Genomic DNA, 16703 nt, shown 5'->3' on the forward strand with positions numbered 1-16703 from the left:
ATCCTGCGGCGGAGAGATTACACTCTCCAGCCAGCAGGATATTTGTTTTTCAGGATCCCGTTTACAAGCTTTCCGAAGCCGAGAGGATAACCGTCCACACAGAGAAGGTGCCAGCCTTTTTTGTGAGCGGCCTCTTCCGGCTCGATCATAAGAGTTTCGCCTTTCAGATAACAGGTAAGCCGCTCGTCGGAAACCGGCAGGGAGATAACTGCTTCCACATCTCCTTTGTGAAGCGCCAGCGCCAGAGGCTGAGACGGCTCAAAACGGTTTTTCTTCAGATCACCCAGGTAGAGGCCGTTTCGAAGAAAGGAGATTCCGCGGAGATCCAGAGGGAAGGGCAGCTGATAGTATACTTTATCTTTGCGGACTTCCACACGGTTCCAGTCAAATTCCTGACCGCCAATGGTTTTCAGGCCGATCTCAGAGAAAAATTCCTCCAGCCATTTCCGGGTATTTTTGTCCGGTCCTTTTGCGGAAAAGCGGAAAACAGGTGGAAGAGAGTCACCTTTTTTGCGGAACAGGGCGAGAAAATGACCTTCGCCATCCATTTTGTGTGGAAAGATTCGGACGCATTTTTGAAGTTCTTCCGGATTAAATGCATTTAAGCTTAACGCGATTTCGGAATCGGAAGTGTCTGCTGTGCCGGCATATTCCGGGCGGCCGCTGGAGAAGCCTTCATATCCTGGCATTTCCATAAGTTCCATATCCGGGCGTTGTCTGAGAAGATAGGCTACCACTTCTTCGTCTTCGCATGGGGAAAAAGTGCAGGTGGAATAAAGCAGCATTCCGCCCGGACGGAGCATATCGGCGGCTTTTAAGACCAGGTCTTTCTGGATATCAGAAAGCTCAGCAGATTTTTCCGGTGTCCAGTCGCGGGCAAGGGCTTCCTCTTTTCGGAACATGCCTTCCCCGGAGCATGGAGCGTCCAGAAGGATCTTATTGAAGAAAGCAGGAAAACGCTGGGCAAGTTTGGCGGGTTTTTCGTCGGTGACGAGCATATTTTTCATGCCAAAAAGCTCCAGATTCCTAAGAAGGGCTCTGGCTCTGGAAGTACTGATATCGTTGGCAAGGAGAAATCCGGTGTCATTTAAGGCTGCACCCAGGGCAGTGGCTTTTCCTCCGGGAGCTGCGCAGAGATCCAGGACAAAATCTCCAGGTTCGATAGGAAGCCTGGAAGCTGGTGTCATGGCACTTGGTTCCTGGAGATAATAAAGACCCGCCTGGTAGTAAGGACATCGTGCAGGGCGGCTTTCCTCCTCGTAGAAGTATCCGGTATTGATCCACGGGATCGGCCGGATAGGGAAAGGGGAAAGCGCCTGAAAATCCTGGCAGGAGAGCTTGGCGGTGTTTACACGTAGACCGTAGGTGCGGGGATTTTTGTAGCTTTTCAGGAAAGCATCATAATCATCTCCCAGCATTTCTTTCATACGCTCCAGAAAAGGAAGCGGTAATGTCTGTATTTTATCTGAATCTGTCATAATTTCCTCCATAATATAAACTTGACTCTTTCGGATATTGTGTGAAAAGAGTGGTTTCCGAAAAATATTATAAAGTATAGAGGGATTTTTCTAAATACTATTGACAAAACTATATTATACGATATATAGTATTATTCACAGAACAATATTACATGACTTATCATGTGAGCGTTGGATCGTGAAGTGATCGCGTTCATCAGCATGTAGTAAGACGGAATGTGAATGTCCGTTTTACAGGTCATAGAGAGGTGAGCAGATGGTATTTAATACAGGAGCAGCCCTCCTGGATGCGATCGTTCTGGCTGTTATTTCCAGAGAGAAGGACGGTACCTACGGGTACAAGATCACCCAGGATGTGCGAAGTGTTCTGGAGGTTTCAGAATCTACGCTGTATCCGGTCCTTCGCAGGCTTCAGAAGGATGAATGTCTGGAAGCCTACAATATGGAATATGCAGGCAGAAACCGGAAATATTATAAGCTGACAGATAAGGGCGCAGCGCAGCTGAATCTTTACAGAAGTGAATGGGAGATCTATTCATCCAAGATCACCAGGATGTTTGAGGAGGGAGTTTGATTATGAACAGAAAGCAGTTTATGGAACAGCTTGAACGGCTGCTTTCCGATATTTCAGAGGCAGAGAGACAGGAAGCACTGGAATATTATGAAGGATATTTTGATGATGCAGGTCCTGAGAATGAAGGAGAAGTGATCCGGGAACTGGGAAATCCGGGGAAGGTTGCTGCGATCATTAAGGCAGATCTTCAGGAGAACAGTGAAGATTACGGGGAATACACAGAGAACGGATATCAGGATACCCGTGTGAAAGAGAACGGGGAAATGCCGGACCATTATACAGAAGTAACCGTATACGGAAATGGACAGGGAGAGGCCCATCGTGATACGGGAAATACAGAAAATTTCGAAGACCGCAGGAAAAGACGTGCCCAGCGCGGCTATCACGCAGAGAAAAAGCAGAATAAGGCAGGAATCATTCTTGCGCTGATCGTTCTTGTTTTTGCGGCTCCTCTGATAAAAGGATTATTTGGCGGAGTACTGGGGATTTTGGTGACACTGGCATTGCTGCCTTTTCTGCTGACATTTTTTGCAGGAGCGGGATCGATCATCCTTGTGATCGGTGCAGCTGCGTGCATTGTTGTTGGGATTGCCATGACGGTGTCTCTTCCGCCGGCCGGGATCCTGACTATCGGTATCGGATGCCTGATGATGGCATTTGGACTTTTGTTACTGTTACTGACGGTGTGGTTTACAGGTAAGATATTGCCTGCGATCCTGCGGAAATTTACGGGATTTTGCAGCAATCTCCTGAATGGAAGAAAGGCGGAAAAAGTATGAAACGTTTTCTGAAGGTAATTCTGATCCTTGCAGCAGTATTCGGTGTAGCAGGCCTGGGACTTACTGCCGGCGGAGCTGCCATGGGAGCGACTATGGGAGATGTGAGTGTTCTGGATCATGGAATCACGCAGGTGCTTCGTGTTCTGGATCATGAAGACAGCTGGGAAGTGGAAGATTCCGAGGAAGATATGGATGAGCAGGAGGACGATTTTCAGGCAGCTGCAGAAAGCGCGGTAACTGAGAAGGGCGTTCTGGCAGACAGTGCAGACAGTTCCGCATATACGAAAGTATATGAGGCCTCGGCTGTGTCAGACCTTTTCTGTGATCTGAGATACGAAGAACTGGTTTTGAAAACATGGAATGAGGATAAAGTTCAGGTGAAAGTTTCAGGGAAGGATCACAATCGCATTCAGATCAGCAATGACAACGGTAGTCTGAGAATTGCAAGCAATCAAAAAGTGAGAAACCGTTCCATAGAAATTTTTTGCCCGGAAAACTTAAGCTTTCAGAAGATAAAACTTCAGATGGGAGCCGGAACCATCGAACTGGATGGTGATTTTAAAGCGGAGCAGATGGAAGTAAATGTGGGGGCCGGAACCATTGAAAATTCCGGCAGCCTGGATATAAAGGAAGCAGATTTTACAGTCGGAGTGGGAACTGCTGACATCAGTGAACTTCAGGTGGAGAATTTAAAAGGAAACTGTGGTATGGGAGATATGGAGCTTACACTTACAGGAAAAGCTGCTGAGTATAATTATGAGTTGAAATGTGGTCTTGGAAATCTGGAGGTGGATGATTCTCTGGGAACATCCATTACTTCCGGAAATAAACAGATCACAAATGAAGGTGCCACGAAAAATATAAAACTGGATTGCGGAATGGGAAACGTTGAGGTTGAATTTGAAGAAGATTAAAGGAGGAAGCATTATGAGCAACAAAAAACTTTACAAATCATCAGTAAACCGTATGTTATGTGGTGTCTGCGGCGGAATTGCGGAATACTTTAATATCGATCCGACTCTTGTCCGGCTGGTATGGGTGATCATCACGCTGATGGGCGGAGCCGGAATCCTGGCGTATATCATTGCGGCGATCATTATCCCGGATTAAAAATGACAGTACCCATAAAGGACGGACATATTTTTCAGAATGCATAATTTATCCGGAAATTGTCCATACTCCATAAAAAAGATGAGGAGTGTGGAAGATGAACAGGGAGAAAGAAGTAAAAGCATATCTTGAGGGAAAGCTTTCCCAGGCGGAAAAACTGAAATACGAGATTGCCGATGAGATGGGAGTTCTGGATAAAGTGATCAAAGACGGGTGGAAAAGCCTTTCTGCAAAAGAAACCGGACGGATCGGTGGTCTTATGACAAAAAAGAAGAAACATAAAAAGTAAAATACAGCCTGAAGGAACAAGGCGAAATGACGCCGGAAAAGTCCTTCGGGCTGTATTGAATTATAAGAATATTTTTCTGGAAAAAAGAAATTTTTTTGACGGTTCAGGGTGGACTGACCAGTGGAAAAGAGCTATACTGTTGGAATAACAGAGGAGGTATGAAGGAACATGGGTGAAAAAATCAATAACATTCTAAAGGGTGAGATCATCTCCTCAGTATTTTATATACTGCTGGGACTTTGCCTGATCCTGATCCCCACGCAGACGGTGGACGTGATCTGCAAAGTAGTATTCGGGCTGATCCTCATCGGAGCTGGCATTTATCATATCTATATTTACATACGTGGAAAAGCGAAAGCTACGATCATGGATCTTCTAAGTGGTGTGGTTGTTTTTGTGCTAGGGGTGTTTCTTTTTATGACACCGTCTATCGTGATCAAACTGCTTCCATGGATGCTCAGCGCTTTTGTACTGGTTGACAGTCTGTGGAAGTTTAAAGGAGCATTCCTTCTGAAAAAAGGAGGAAACGGCGCATGGAGCGTGCTTCTGATCGGAAGTCTTGTTTTCATTGCACTTGGAATCGTGATGCTGTTTGGAAGATTTCCGAAGATCATGACTCTGCTGATCTTTTCCGGCTGGGTGCTGGTGTGTGACGGAGCTGCGGATATCGTATTCTATATTATTATGAAGCTGGGGCTTCGAAAGATCGCAAAAAAAGCGGAGACAGAGAAGGAAGATTCTGGTGCAGACAGTTCAGATGCTGTAAATGAAACGGCAGATATGGATGTGCCAAATGATACAAGAACCCAGGATGAAAACGCGCCGAGTGAGCAGCAGAGTGGGAAGGAAACAGAATATCCAACAGAAACTACAGCAGAGACTACAGCGGCTATGCTGGCGCAGGATGCAGACGGATATTCTGCGGACAGAAAAGAGACAGAAGAATCCACAGAACCGGAAGAAGAGCAAAAGCAGAAGAATTCCCGATGGGAAAAAGAACCGGAGAATGTGGAGATGAAGCTCTGGGCTGTAGGCAAAGACCAGGCGGAAACCGGCAGCCTGAAGGATCTTCTGGACGGTTCCGATGAAGAATTGGAAGAGTGGAAGGACTGACCCTTCTCTTGCATCATCTGCCATTCCGTGGTAAGATGTGCACATGAAAAATACAGATAAAAATATAAAGATACTGATGATGGATTTTTCCGGAATATATGAGGATCAGCAGTTCTGGAGGGGAAAAGAAGTATCCCGGGTGGAGGCCAGGGACATTCCCGGAACCAACTGCTACTGTGATGAGGATGCGATGAATGCCATTCGCAGCCGTATTGCCCCTTATTCTTCCGGAGGAATCCATTTTATTGATTCTGGAAACTATCACTATATGACAAGGATCTGGCTGGAAAAGATATCGGAGCCTTTCTCGCTTCTTGTATTTGACAATCACACGGATATGCAGCCGCCGGCATTCGGAGGTCTGCTTTCCTGCGGAGGATGGATCTACGATTCTGTTATGGAACTTCCATTGCTTAAAAGGGTGATCCTGATCGGCCCGGATGAGGAAGCTTTTTCCAGAGTGGAATCGGAGATTCAGGAAAAGGTGGAATTCTTGAGCAGAGAGAAGCTTCTGGAAATGGAAGAGGCGCAGGTGTGTGCGTTTGTAAGCAAGCATGTGGGAAAGCTGCCGCTGTACATTTCTGTGGATAAAGATGTTCTCTGCAAGGATGATGCGGACACGAACTGGAGCCAGGGGGATATGCGCCTGAATACGATGCTGGAATGTCTGAAGAGAGTCAGAGAAATATGTGCAGAGGGAATCCTGGGCGTGGATATCTGTGGTGAATGTGATGTAGCAGAATCTGGAAACAGCGCCTTGAATGACCGGGCCAATGCTACATTGCTGGAGTGTTTTCTGTCCGCATACGGGAGCGAAGATCATGACGGAAATAAGAATGAGATAACAGGAGGAAACCGATGAAAAATGAACTTCTTACCATCGGGCCATTTACGGTATACGGTTATGGTCTGATGATCGCCATTGGAATTTTGGCAGGCTGCCTGACTGCAGAATACAGAGCCGGAAAACAGAAGCTTGACAGTGAACAGATCTTTCCAATGATCCTGTGGTGCCTGGTGGGTGGATTTTTCTGTGCAAAGCTTCTCTTCTGGATCACAGAGTGGAAATCAATTGTTCAGGATCCGGGATTTATAATGGAAACTTTAAGCTCCGGTTTTGTGGTGTTTGGCGGTATCATCGGCGGGATACTGACGGGGCTTCTGTATTGCAGGATCAGAAAGCTTGTATTTTTTAAATACGCGGATGTGATCCTGCCATCTGTGGCACTGGCCCAGGGATTTGGACGGATCGGATGTTTCCTGGCGGGCTGCTGTTATGGAAAAGAGACAGAGAGTGTTTTTTCTGTGATATTTCAGAATTCCGAATATGCGCCCAATCACGTGGCGTTGATCCCGACGCAGTTGTATTCCAGCGGACTGGATTTTCTGCATTTTCTTTTGTTGTTGCTGATCGCACGGAACAAAAAAGAAGATGGTCAGGTCACTGCCTGTTATCTGATCTTTTATAGCATTGGACGGTTTGTGATCGAGTTTTTCCGTGGGGATATTATCCGTGGAAGTGTGGGAATTTTGTCGACTTCCCAGTTTATCAGTATTTTTACAGGGATTGCGGGGATCGTGCTGCTGATACGGATCAGGAAAAAAAGAGATAGCAAGAGCAGTGTTTAAACGGATCAGGGAAGTCCCATGTATCAGGAAAAAGTTGGACAATAATGGTATAAGGACAGGTTTTCGCTGCATACATCTATGAAAAAGGCGAAAGCAGGCCTGTCATGCTCAGAAAAGAAGATTTTGAACCAAATATGAAAACAGAGGATAAGATCCCCGGAGCGCAGACGGAAAATCCGGCACAGAGTCAGCGCTTCGGGGATTTTATCGTGAAATATATGCAGAATGTCCAGGATACTATGGAACTTTTTCCGGGGGCATCTTTTAGGGCGATCAATGAAATTTTCGGGGTTCTTTATGTTCCGCTGGAAAGTATGGGAGAAATTGAGGTCACGGGAACCTCCTATAATTCGATCCCGAAATGTTATACCTACATGGATATGGAGGCAGCAGGGGAATCAGGGATCAACAGGCTGCACGATCACCCTTATCTGAAGCTGCGTGGAAAAGGTACTGCGGTGGCGGTGATCGATTCGGGGATTGATTATCAGAATGAAGTGTTTCGAAATGCAGGCGGCTCCAGAATCGCTTATTTATGGGATCAGTCCATAGAAGAGGAAGAACAAAATCAGTCTGGACGGGAGTTGGAAGCTGAAAATGGAGATGCAGATAATTTGCCGAGGGATGATATAGCAGATACAGAAGTTCCATATGGCAAATTATTCCGGAAAAAGGATATCGACCGGGCACTGGCTTCCGAGGAGCCGTTTGCCATCGTGCCATCCAGAGATACCAACGGCCATGGCACGGCACTGGCGGGTATTGCTGCCGGAAATATGGTACCCGGAGAAAATTTTACCGGAGCAGCGCCGGAGGCAACCCTGATCATCATCAAGGTAAAGCCGGCAAAGCAATATCTCCGGAATTTTTATCTTTATCCTCCGGAGGCAGAAGCTTTTCAGGAAAATGATGTGATGATGGCCATTGCTTTTGCGATTTCCCAGGCCAAAAAGCTGAAGATGCCACTTTCTATCTGCCTGGGGATTGGAAGCAGCCAGGGCGCGCATCTGGGGACCAATGCGTTAAGCCAGTATGTGGACTATGTGGCAAATTTTTCTCAGGTATCCGTATCTGTGGCAGCAGGAAACGAAGGAAATACAAGAAACCACAGTACGGGGATTTTTTCTCAGGGAAGGGAACAGATCGTGACAGAACTCCGTGTAGCGGAAAGAGAGCAGGGCTTTACCATAGAATTCTGGGGAGAACCGCCGGAAATCTATGAGCTTTCCATCCAGTCACCAACCGGTGAGATACTGGAAGTCAGTAGTTCCATAGGTTCCAGAACCCAGGAGCTGTCATTTGTTTTTGTGGAAACAAAGGTGTATGTGAATTATATCTTGATCGAGCGTCAGACCGGATATTCCCTGGTGTATATCCGATTTTTCCATCCGGCGTCCGGTATCTGGAAAATTTTTACTCAGGCAAGAAATCAACAGAACGTACAGTTCCATATATGGCTTCCTGTGGAAGGGCTGATCTCCCAGGATACCTATTTTCTGGAACCATCCCCCTATACCACGGTGACAGCGCCGGGAGACGCCAGGAACAGCATTACGGCAACTGCCTACCAGCATCGTGACGGAAGCATCTACATTGCAGCAGGCAGAGGCTATACGCCAGATGGCATGATAACTCCACATCTGGCAGCTCCTGGCGTTAACGTAAAAGTGCCGCTGGTACGAGGCGACTTTGGAACCCGCTCCGGAACCAGTATATCCGCCGCACAGACCGCCGGCATCGCGGCACTTCTGTTTGAATGGGCGATCATACGGGATAACCAGCCGTTTTTTACCGGGAGCAGCGTGAAATATTATCTGCAGAGAGGCGCAAGAAGAGAAGAAAACATGCAGTACCCAAACCCGGAGTGGGGGTATGGGAAGGTGGATCTGTATCATACCTTTGAACTGCTGACGTGAGATGATGAGAATTGGAAAAAATATGAAAAGCAGAAACAGATCATTTCCTTTGGAAAGAGTAGATGCACAAGATGCATAGATATTACATTTGGAAAAATAAAAAAAGGATACGAAAGTACTAATTTTGGAAAAAATATTCATATAGATAATTCACTTTGTATCGTGTACTATAAATATATGGAAAAATCATATAATGACACAACAGGGAGGAATTTTACTTATGGAGCTTTCAACTTTGGTAAAAATGTCAAACACTTACGGAAGCAATCCGGCCTATGTTTTGGCAGGAGGCGGTAATACTTCTGTAAAAGACGATACAACACTGTATGTAAAGGGATCCGGTACACAGCTTGCTACCATTAAGGCAGAGGAATTTGTCAAAATGGACAGAGCCCGTCTGAATGAGATCATGAAAACGGAATATCCGGCGGATGATGTGAAGCGTGAATCTGCATATCTTGCAGATGTAATGGCGGCAGTGACCGATGAGGATAAAACCAAACGTCCCAGCGTGGAAGCACTGCTCCACAATCTGTTTGCCTATACGTATGTCCTGCATGTTCATCCGACACTTATCAATGGACTGACCTGCGGAAAGGGCGCAAAGGCTCTTTGCGAAGAGCTTCTTGGAAAAGATGTACTCTGGATCGATATCTGCAAACCGGGATACACACTTGCCCGTATCTGCTTCGAGAAAATGAATGCCTATAAAGAAGAAACAGGAAAAGACGTGCAGGTTCTTCTGCTTCAGAATCACGGAATTTTTGTTGCGGCTGATACTGTAGAGGAGATCGGCGTTTTATTCGATGGTGTGATCGGAAAGCTGGAAAAGCAGGTAAAGAGAACTGCGGATGTAAGTGATGCAGTTACACCTGAAAAAGAGCAGGCAGCACAGAAGCTTTCCAGTCTGCTTGGACATGCGGTGGAAGTCGTACCGGCTGCGGAGGCGGATAATTTTGTAAAAGATAAAACTGCTGCGGCACCTCTTCTGAAGCCGTTTACTCCGGATCATATTGTATATTGCGGACCTTATCCGTTATTTGTAGAAAATATTGATGAGGCGAAAAATGCGATGGATGCATTTATGGCAGAGAATGATAAAGAGCCAAGACTGATCCTGGTACAGGGAGTTGGTGCATTTATCATGGAAGATGACAAAGGAAAGGCAGCAAAGGCACAGCTTCTGGTAAAGGATGCGATCAAGCTTGCAGTGTATGCAGAGAGCTTTGGCGGCCCGCTGCAGATGACCGATGAGATCACATATTTTATCACACACTGGGAAGCAGAAGCATATCGCAGTAAGAAATAAAAAAGAAAAATATATAGAGAGAAATAAAGAAAATGCATCGGGAACTATTAGGAAATTCCCGGTGCATTTTTTATCGAATGACGGATAAACAGTTACTCAGGACAGAGTTACGCAGCAAATGTGGATATTTTTATCCGCATTACCACAAATCTTATTTTCGATACACGAACGCCGGCAGTCCATCCTCACCAACCGGAACATTTACAGTTCCCTGGATCAGCGGGCGGGCATAGCGGATAAAGTCTTCGGTGACATCGGAGCCGTCTTCTGTGATCCATTCCACAGGGACCGTCTTTTCTTCGTTGCAGATAACGTTGACATCCTCCAGTGTACATTTCATGGAGTACGGAGAATCACTCTGACGTTTAAATGCGATCATCTTTCCGGTTTCGCCGTTCAGGGCAGCCTGTACACCAAATTCACCGGCGAGGATGCCTTCTTGCTGGTCTGTTCCGGCGAGCATAGCTGCAGAGCAGCGCTGGCTTACATTGAGCTCTACGGAGCGGGCTTTGACACCAAGACGGTTGCGTACAAGATTCTCAAGATATTTACCGCAGCCAGCAAGCATCTTGTGACCGAAGGCGTCGGTTCCGGCAGCGCTGTCGTATTCGCAGATGAAAGTGCCGTCTTTATCATGGATTCCCTCAGATACACAGACTACGACGTTGCAGTTTTTCTCGAAGGCAGCATGAACTTTCTGGAGAAATTCTTCTACATCGAAATCCGTTTCCGGAAGATAAATGAGAAGTGGGTTGTCTCCGGTGTATTTCCGGGCAAGGGCAGCTGCTCCGGTGAGCCAGCCTGCGTGACGTCCCATGATCTCGATGATGGTGACGGATTTTTTCTCATAAACACAGGCGTCCAGGGTGATCTCACGGACAGTGGAAGCCACGTAACGGGCAGCACTTCCGAATCCTGGAGTATGGTCTGTGTTTACAAGATCGTTATCAATGGTCTTCGGCTCGCCGAGGATACGGATATCACTGTCGATCTTTTCGGCATAGCGGGAAAGCTTGCTGACGGTATCCATGGAATCATTTCCTCCGATATAAAAGAACCAGCCGATGTTCATCTCCTCGAATTTCCGGAACAGCTTCGGATAAACCGGATCTTCCAGAGATTCCGGAAGTTTGTAACGGCAGGAGCCAAGATAGGCGCCAGGTGTCCAGGTAAGAGCGCGAAGCTGTTCGCCCGGAAGTGCTTCCTGAAAATCAAGGACTGTTCCGTTTAAAAATCCCTCAATACCGTTGACCATGCCATAAACGTGGTCGATCTCTTCTGTATGTTTAAGTGCTTCAGATACCACACCGTAAAGACTGCTGTTGATCGCTGCGGTCGGTCCGCCGGACTGTCCTGCGATAAGGTTCTTTTTTGACATTTTGATACCTCCTAGGTGTTGTTTTTTTATATTGTAACAGAAATAGGAGAAGATAACATCTAAAAAAATCACCTTTTTTATAAAAAAATTACTCTATACAAATAATTATATCATAGTAAAATAGTAGTATAGATAGAGAAAAGAGGTGAAAAAAACGATGACAGTAAAAAAAGTACAGTTTGAGAGCATGGATGAAGTGAACCGTTTTCTTGATGTGACGGAGCATTTTCCGTTTGCAGTGGATCTGAAAAGGGGAAGCAGAACAGTAAATGGCAAATCCATTCTTGGAGTTGCATCCATTGGCCTTGGCATAGAGATGGACTTTTGTGCACATGTGCCGGAGCTTGCGCCGGAGATCACATCCAGTCTTGGTTTTTGCATGAGGTAGGTTTAAGAGGGGAAAAAATAAATAATGGTTGATCGATGGTGAATGAGGATATCGTAAGGTCGCAGAGGCGATGATCGGTATCCTCATTTTTTGATATATGACAAATGTAACTATTTAGAAAAAAATCTAAATACTTATTGACCGGGGAATCCGGAAGTGATATATTCTATTTAGAAATATTTCTAAATACCATCCGAAAGGAGGAAGACATACACGATGGCGTTTGCGGAAACCTTCAAGGCACTTTCGGACCCTGTGCGGAGAGAGATCCTGCAGCTTCTGAAAAACGGGAAAATGTCAGCCGGAGAGATCGGAGGACATTTTGACATGACAGGTGCAACCATATCCTATCATCTGAAAATTCTGAAGAAGGCAGATCTTGTGTGGGAGACGAAGGTGAAGAATTTCGTGTATTATGAACTGAATACCACAGTAGTGGAGGAACTGCTTTTGTGGCTCAGTGATCTGAAAGGAGGAAATAGTGATGAAAGATGAAGAAAAGAAAGAATTTCTGAAAGAGTATAAAATGTCCCTGATCTCCGGAAGTATCCTTACGATCTCGCCGTCACTGGCAGGAATCCTTCTGTGGAACCGTCTGCCGGAGAAGATCGCCACACATTTTGACCAGCATAATCTGGCCAACGGCTGGAGCAGCAAGCCTGTGGCAGTTTTTGGGATCCCGTTTCTGCTTCTGCTGGTTCATCTGTTCTGTGTTTTTTTTACAGCCAATGATCCAAAGAGAAAAAATATCAACAAGCGCATTTTTACCATGATCCTGTGGCTGGTTCCGGTGGTATCTGTGATCACCTGCATGTCAATCTATGGCCTTGCTCTGGGAATGGACATTGATATGGGAATGATCGTGAACATCATGGTTGGTATCATGTTTATCATTCTCGGAAATTATATCCACAAGGTGAAACAGAATTACACGGTGGGAATGAAGCTTCCCTGGACGTTAAACAGCGAGGAGAACTGGAACCGTACCAACCGTATGGCTGGCTGGGTGCTGATCCTGTCAGGAGTGCTTTTTCTTATGAATTCGCTGCTTCTGAAAACGGAAATTGTCCTGATCATAATTCTGGCAGCAGTGTTTGTTCCAATGATCTATTCATTTATTCTTTATAAGAAGGGAATCTGAGAAGATATTCCCGGGCCGTCATTGTCAGAAAAAGGCAGTGACGGCCTCTTTTTTACCAAAAAATAATGTTCAAACAAAGCGGTCCGTGATATGATAATGTCATACAAAAATATTTCCTCAAACACTATAAACAGACATCGGACAGGAGGGATCATTATGACAGAATTAAGCCGTTTTCAAAAAGATGTGGAAGTTGCTGCCAGTGCCCTTGAAATGCGGGCAGAGAACGAGGATGCCAGGGAGGAGGCTATCCACCTTTACCGGAAATTCGGAAGTACAAAACAGGAACCGCTGCGGCTGGCAGTTGCACTGCGGGGATATTTTCTGGAGGAAGGTGTGGAGGAAGCGGAGCGTGCGGATTACGGAGCGTACCTGAAGAAACGGATCCGCCCGGCAGTGGAACGCCTGATCCTGGAAGATGACTGGGAAAAGATCGGGAAGCTTTATGAGAATGAGTGGTTTGGGGAACAGGAGCTGGAAGTGTTCCTGAAACTGGCCGAAGAGTGGAGGAGACCTGCGGCATTGATGGGACTTCTCCATTTAAAAAAAGAAAAGTATGGATTTAAAGAGAAAAAATTTGAACTGTGAACAAACCTGGTGAAAAATGTAATACCAGATGTATTTTGGCACGTACAGACGTACAGAATGTAAATGACAATAAAGAGATATTCAGGAACATGGGATGGAAAGGAATAAAAACTGGTTTGGTCAGAAGGAAAGGGGGCAGATCCGGTGAATCGGAAGCAGGAAGAACTGGGGACACATATCCTGGAAAATGTAAGGAACGAACTGTACTACTATTTTCCATATCTGGACGGTGCTTTTGCCTGCATTTCCGGGAAAGGCTCGGAAGAAACCAGAACCATCGGAACAGATGGAGAATTCTTCCTTTTTTCACCGGAATATCTGCTGGAACTTTATGTGAAAAAGCCGGAGGCAGTGCGACGAGGGTATTTACATATGCTGCTGCACTGCCTGTATTTGCACCTTTTCCTGGAAAATCAGGAGGACAGACGTTTATGGAACCTGGCCTGTGATATTGCTGTGGAACAGATCATTTCCAGAGAAAAGATCCCGGTTCTGGAAACCGGTGGAAATGCAAAAAAAATCCGGGAAAAAGTCTTTCATATTCTTGGAAACGGCGCGGATTCCGCAGAAAAGATCTGTCGGAAACTGAAAGAACAGACCTTTCCATTTCATCTGGAAGAGCTGGAAGAAACTTTTCATTTTGATGATCACACACTCTGGGATAATTGCACAGGAGAAAAAGGGAAAAAGACAAGAGAAAAATGGAACAGACTTCTTTCCTATACTGCCGCAAACCGCCAGGATCACCGGAAACGACGGGGAAGCCAGAAAGGGGACCAGAGGGAAGATGCAGGCCCCATAAGATCCGGAAGATACGATTACAAAAAATTTCTCCGCCAGTTTTCCGTACTGCGGGAGGAAGTGGAACTGGATACGGAGAGTTTTGATTATATTTTTTATAATTACGGAATGGAACATTATGGAAATCTTCCGCTGATCGAGCCGCTGGAATATAAGGAAGTGAACCGTCTTGAGGAGTTGGTGATCGCCATTGATACTTCCGGTTCCTGTGATGGAGAGACTGTGCGGAGATTCCTGGAAGAAACCTATTCCATTCTCAGTGAAAAAGAGAATTTTTTCCATAAGATGAAAGTCTATCTGATCCAGTGTGACTGCTGTATCCAGGATGTAAAAGTGATCCATTCGGAAGAAGAATGGAAAGAATACAGCAAAGATATCACCATACAGGGGCGGGGAGGAACAGACTTCCGACCGGTGTTCCGGTATGTGAAGGAGCAGCAGGAGAAGAAGGAAATCCGCCGTCTTAAAGCCCTGATCTATTTTACAGACGGAGACGGGATCTATCCGGGAAGTAAGCCGGATTACGAGACGGCCTTTGTATTTTTGCATAAAACAGAAAAAATGGAGCTTGTTCCGCCCTGGGCGATCCGGCTTGTGGCAGAGCAGGAAGGAGTGCGTCATAACATATGAATATAAAAGAGGCAAAAGAAGAGATTAAACATACCTTACTGGCTTACAACCGGAAAGATGCAGCCGGACGTTATACATTTCCCAGACTCCGGCAGCGTCCCATTCTGCTTATGGGCCCTCCTGGAATCGGAAAAACCGCCGTCATGGAGCAGGTGGCAGAGGAATGCGGAGTAGGGCTGGTAGCCTATACCATCACCCACCATACAAGACAGAGTGCGGTAGGACTGCCCAGGATCGTGACCCGGTGCTATAACGGAAAAGAGGTCAGTATCACAGAGTATACCTTAAGTGAGATCATTGCCTCTGTGTATGACTGTATGGAACGTACCGGAAAAAAAGAGGGGATCCTGTTTATCGATGAGATCAACTGCGTTTCCGAGACACTTGCGCCGACCATGTTGCAATTTCTTCAGAACAAGACGTTCGGAAGCTACAGCGTACCGGAGGGATGGCTGATCGCTGCAGCGGGAAATCCTCCGGAATATAATAAGTCGGTCCGGGAATTTGATATCGTAACCCTGGACCGTGTGCGTAGGATGGATATCGAGGCAGATCTTGATGTGTGGATGGAGTATGCCTGGAAAAAGGAGATCCACGGATCGATCCTTGCTTATCTTGGCATGAAAAAAGATCATTTTTATTCCGTGGAGAATACAGTGGACGGGAAGTTCTTTGTGACGGCAAGAGGATGGGAAGATCTGTCCGAAATTCTGAAAGCTTATGAGGAACTAGGCGTTGAGATCACGGAGAATCTGATCGGGGAGTATCTTTGTCGGGATGAGATCGCAAGGAGCTTTTTTGCCAGTTATCAGCTGTATCGGAAGTACGGAGAGGACTATGGGCTGAAACGCCTGCTTTCCGGAGAAATGGCGGAGGAAGAACAGCAGAAAAAAGTAAAAATGGCGGAAGGTGCTTCGTTTGAGGAACGTTTTCTGGTAACTGGCCTTCTGCTTAGCGGACTCAACGGAAGTTTTCTGGATTATGAAAAGCTGGATAAAGAGACAGGCGCTGTTTATCAGGAACTCCTGCATCTGAAAGCTTTTCTTCATGATAAAAAGGACATGACGGCGCTGGATGAATTTACAGATGTGAAGAAGAAAAGTCTGGCTGTCCGTCTGGAGGCGGAGCTTCTTAACCTGGAACAGCAGACCACGGAAGAGTTTGTGATCCGTACTCTGGAGGAATTCAGCCTTACTATCCGAAAGGAACATATCACAGATACAGAGACTGGTTTTGAACGGATCCGGCAGCTGTTTACGGAAATGGTAGAGAAGAGAAAAGACTGTGCTAAAAAGATCAGCAGAGAGCTGGAACGGGCATTTGCCTTTATGAAAGCATGTTTCGGAGACGGACAGGAAACGGTGCTTTTTGTCACCGGACTGACCAGGAACAGTCATGCAGCTGCTTTTATCCGGGAGTATGGATGTGACCCTTATTTTGCCTGCAGTGAGAAGCTTCTTTACCGGAAACAGGAGAAAAAACTTCAGGAGGAATGTGAGTCGCTATTAAAAATATGAATGATCCCTTAACGAATACTTATGACTGAAAAGGGCCTGGCATCTTGACAGGAGGGCTTGAGT

Annotated in this window: 18 protein-coding genes; 16 read left to right on the forward strand and 2 right to left on the reverse strand. The window is 46.1% G+C overall.

Annotated elements, in window-relative coordinates:
• Window positions 1–17 precede the first annotated feature (17 nt).
• A complete protein-coding gene (locus GPK58_RS03420; RefSeq protein WP_215638211.1) occupies window positions 18–1478 on the reverse strand; it encodes an RsmF rRNA methyltransferase first C-terminal domain-containing protein in 1461 nt (486 codons plus the stop codon).
• A 256-nt stretch (window positions 1479–1734) separates the two neighbouring features.
• Between GPK58_RS03420 and GPK58_RS03425 the strand changes: the two genes are divergently transcribed.
• From GPK58_RS03425 to GPK58_RS03470, 10 genes are all read left to right on the forward strand, one after another.
• A complete protein-coding gene (locus GPK58_RS03425; RefSeq protein ID WP_015527209.1) occupies window positions 1735–2052 on the forward strand; it encodes a PadR family transcriptional regulator in 318 nt (105 codons plus the stop codon).
• Between the two features lie 2 nt (window positions 2053–2054).
• Window positions 2055–2831 carry a DUF1700 domain-containing protein gene (locus GPK58_RS03430; protein WP_092068371.1) on the forward strand — a complete coding sequence of 259 codons (777 nt, stop codon included), beginning with the start codon at window positions 2055–2057 and terminating at the stop codon, window positions 2829–2831.
• Window positions 2828–3745 (forward strand): DUF4097 family beta strand repeat-containing protein, encoded by a 918-nt coding sequence (locus GPK58_RS03435; RefSeq protein WP_215638212.1) that lies wholly within the window; start codon window positions 2828–2830, stop codon window positions 3743–3745. The genes GPK58_RS03430 and GPK58_RS03435 overlap by 4 nt, the downstream gene beginning before the upstream one ends.
• Window positions 3746–3758: 13 nt before the next feature.
• Window positions 3759–3941 carry a PspC domain-containing protein gene (locus GPK58_RS03440; protein ID WP_015527206.1) on the forward strand — a complete coding sequence of 61 codons (183 nt, stop codon included), beginning with the start codon at window positions 3759–3761 and terminating at the stop codon, window positions 3939–3941.
• Window positions 3942–4038: 97 nt separating this feature from the next.
• The gene (locus tag GPK58_RS03445; protein WP_015527205.1) at window positions 4039–4230 is read left to right on the forward strand and encodes a small, acid-soluble spore protein, alpha/beta type; all 192 of its coding nucleotides are present in this window, start codon (window positions 4039–4041) and stop codon (window positions 4228–4230) included.
• A gap of 168 nt (window positions 4231–4398) precedes the next feature.
• A complete protein-coding gene (locus GPK58_RS03450; protein WP_215638213.1) occupies window positions 4399–5343 on the forward strand; it encodes a DUF308 domain-containing protein in 945 nt (314 codons plus the stop codon).
• 43 nt (window positions 5344–5386) lie between these two features.
• Window positions 5387–6205 (forward strand): arginase family protein, encoded by an 819-nt coding sequence (locus GPK58_RS03455; RefSeq protein WP_021651344.1) that lies wholly within the window; start codon window positions 5387–5389, stop codon window positions 6203–6205.
• Window positions 6202–6972, forward strand: a complete 771-nt coding sequence (locus GPK58_RS03460; protein ID WP_015527202.1) for a prolipoprotein diacylglyceryl transferase — start codon at window positions 6202–6204, stop codon at window positions 6970–6972. The genes GPK58_RS03455 and GPK58_RS03460 overlap by 4 nt, the downstream gene beginning before the upstream one ends.
• Window positions 6973–7076: 104 nt before the next feature.
• Window positions 7077–8888 carry a S8 family peptidase gene (locus GPK58_RS03465; protein ID WP_215638214.1) on the forward strand — a complete coding sequence of 604 codons (1812 nt, stop codon included), beginning with the start codon at window positions 7077–7079 and terminating at the stop codon, window positions 8886–8888.
• Window positions 8889–9108: 220 nt separating this feature from the next.
• Entirely contained in the window at window positions 9109–10197 is a 1089-nt protein-coding gene (locus GPK58_RS03470; RefSeq protein WP_215638215.1) for a class II aldolase/adducin family protein, read from the forward strand.
• 151 nt (window positions 10198–10348) lie between these two features.
• On the opposite strand, the gene GPK58_RS03475 is transcribed toward GPK58_RS03470, so the two are convergent.
• On the reverse strand, window positions 10349–11575 hold the full coding sequence (locus tag GPK58_RS03475) for a 6-phosphofructokinase (RefSeq protein WP_215638216.1): 1227 nt from the start codon (window positions 11573–11575) through the stop codon (window positions 10349–10351).
• 157 nt (window positions 11576–11732) lie between these two features.
• Between GPK58_RS03475 and GPK58_RS03480 the strand changes: the two genes are divergently transcribed.
• The 6 genes from GPK58_RS03480 (at window position 11733) to GPK58_RS03505 (ending at window position 16640) form a co-directional block, all read left to right on the forward strand.
• Window positions 11733–11963, forward strand: coding sequence for an HPr family phosphocarrier protein (locus GPK58_RS03480; protein ID WP_022426601.1), 231 nt, complete (start codon window positions 11733–11735; stop codon window positions 11961–11963).
• Between the two features lie 216 nt (window positions 11964–12179).
• Complete coding sequence (locus tag GPK58_RS03485; RefSeq protein WP_021977088.1) at window positions 12180–12458, forward strand: autorepressor SdpR family transcription factor; 279 nt, start codon at window positions 12180–12182, stop codon at window positions 12456–12458.
• Window positions 12448–13104 carry an SdpI family protein gene (locus tag GPK58_RS03490; protein ID WP_021977089.1) on the forward strand — a complete coding sequence of 219 codons (657 nt, stop codon included), beginning with the start codon at window positions 12448–12450 and terminating at the stop codon, window positions 13102–13104. The genes GPK58_RS03485 and GPK58_RS03490 overlap by 11 nt, the downstream gene beginning before the upstream one ends.
• A gap of 156 nt (window positions 13105–13260) precedes the next feature.
• Window positions 13261–13692: a hypothetical protein gene (locus GPK58_RS03495; protein ID WP_021977090.1), complete on the forward strand. Its 432-nt coding sequence runs from the start codon at window positions 13261–13263 to the stop codon at window positions 13690–13692.
• A gap of 144 nt (window positions 13693–13836) precedes the next feature.
• The gene (locus GPK58_RS03500; RefSeq protein ID WP_242996937.1) at window positions 13837–15123 is read left to right on the forward strand and encodes a vWA domain-containing protein; all 1287 of its coding nucleotides are present in this window, start codon (window positions 13837–13839) and stop codon (window positions 15121–15123) included.
• Window positions 15120–16640, forward strand: a complete 1521-nt coding sequence (locus GPK58_RS03505; protein ID WP_215638217.1) for an ATP-binding protein — start codon at window positions 15120–15122, stop codon at window positions 16638–16640. Before GPK58_RS03500 ends, GPK58_RS03505 begins: the two co-directional genes overlap by 4 nt.
• The last annotated feature ends 63 nt before the right edge of the window (window positions 16641–16703 follow it).

The sequence above is a fragment of the Blautia sp. MCC270 genome, from assembly GCF_018785605.1.
Lineage (GTDB): Bacteria > Bacillota > Clostridia > Lachnospirales > Lachnospiraceae > Blautia_A > Blautia_A fusiformis.

Bases quoted from the DNA above. Each gene is read 5' to 3' on its own strand.
- GPK58_RS03420 (WP_215638211.1), bottom strand. From the start codon at position 1,478: ATGACAGATTCAGATAAAATACAGACATTACCGCTTCCTTTTCTGGAG.
- GPK58_RS03425 (WP_015527209.1), top strand. From the start codon at position 1,735: ATGGTATTTAATACAGGAGCAGCCCTCCTGGATGCGATCGTTCTGGCT.
- GPK58_RS03430 (WP_092068371.1), top strand. From the start codon at position 2,055: ATGAACAGAAAGCAGTTTATGGAACAGCTTGAACGGCTGCTTTCCGAT.
- GPK58_RS03435 (WP_215638212.1), top strand. From the start codon at position 2,828: ATGAAACGTTTTCTGAAGGTAATTCTGATCCTTGCAGCAGTATTCGGT.
- GPK58_RS03440 (WP_015527206.1), top strand. From the start codon at position 3,759: ATGAGCAACAAAAAACTTTACAAATCATCAGTAAACCGTATGTTATGT.
- GPK58_RS03445 (WP_015527205.1), top strand. From the start codon at position 4,039: ATGAACAGGGAGAAAGAAGTAAAAGCATATCTTGAGGGAAAGCTTTCC.
- GPK58_RS03450 (WP_215638213.1), top strand. From the start codon at position 4,399: ATGGGTGAAAAAATCAATAACATTCTAAAGGGTGAGATCATCTCCTCA.
- GPK58_RS03455 (WP_021651344.1), top strand. From the start codon at position 5,387: ATGAAAAATACAGATAAAAATATAAAGATACTGATGATGGATTTTTCC.
- GPK58_RS03460 (WP_015527202.1), top strand. From the start codon at position 6,202: ATGAAAAATGAACTTCTTACCATCGGGCCATTTACGGTATACGGTTAT.
- GPK58_RS03465 (WP_215638214.1), top strand. From the start codon at position 7,077: ATGCTCAGAAAAGAAGATTTTGAACCAAATATGAAAACAGAGGATAAG.
- GPK58_RS03470 (WP_215638215.1), top strand. From the start codon at position 9,109: ATGGAGCTTTCAACTTTGGTAAAAATGTCAAACACTTACGGAAGCAAT.
- GPK58_RS03475 (WP_215638216.1), bottom strand. From the start codon at position 11,575: ATGTCAAAAAAGAACCTTATCGCAGGACAGTCCGGCGGACCGACCGCA.
- GPK58_RS03480 (WP_022426601.1), top strand. From the start codon at position 11,733: ATGACAGTAAAAAAAGTACAGTTTGAGAGCATGGATGAAGTGAACCGT.
- GPK58_RS03485 (WP_021977088.1), top strand. From the start codon at position 12,180: ATGGCGTTTGCGGAAACCTTCAAGGCACTTTCGGACCCTGTGCGGAGA.
- GPK58_RS03490 (WP_021977089.1), top strand. From the start codon at position 12,448: ATGAAAGATGAAGAAAAGAAAGAATTTCTGAAAGAGTATAAAATGTCC.
- GPK58_RS03495 (WP_021977090.1), top strand. From the start codon at position 13,261: ATGACAGAATTAAGCCGTTTTCAAAAAGATGTGGAAGTTGCTGCCAGT.
- GPK58_RS03505 (WP_215638217.1), top strand. From the start codon at position 15,120: ATGAATATAAAAGAGGCAAAAGAAGAGATTAAACATACCTTACTGGCT.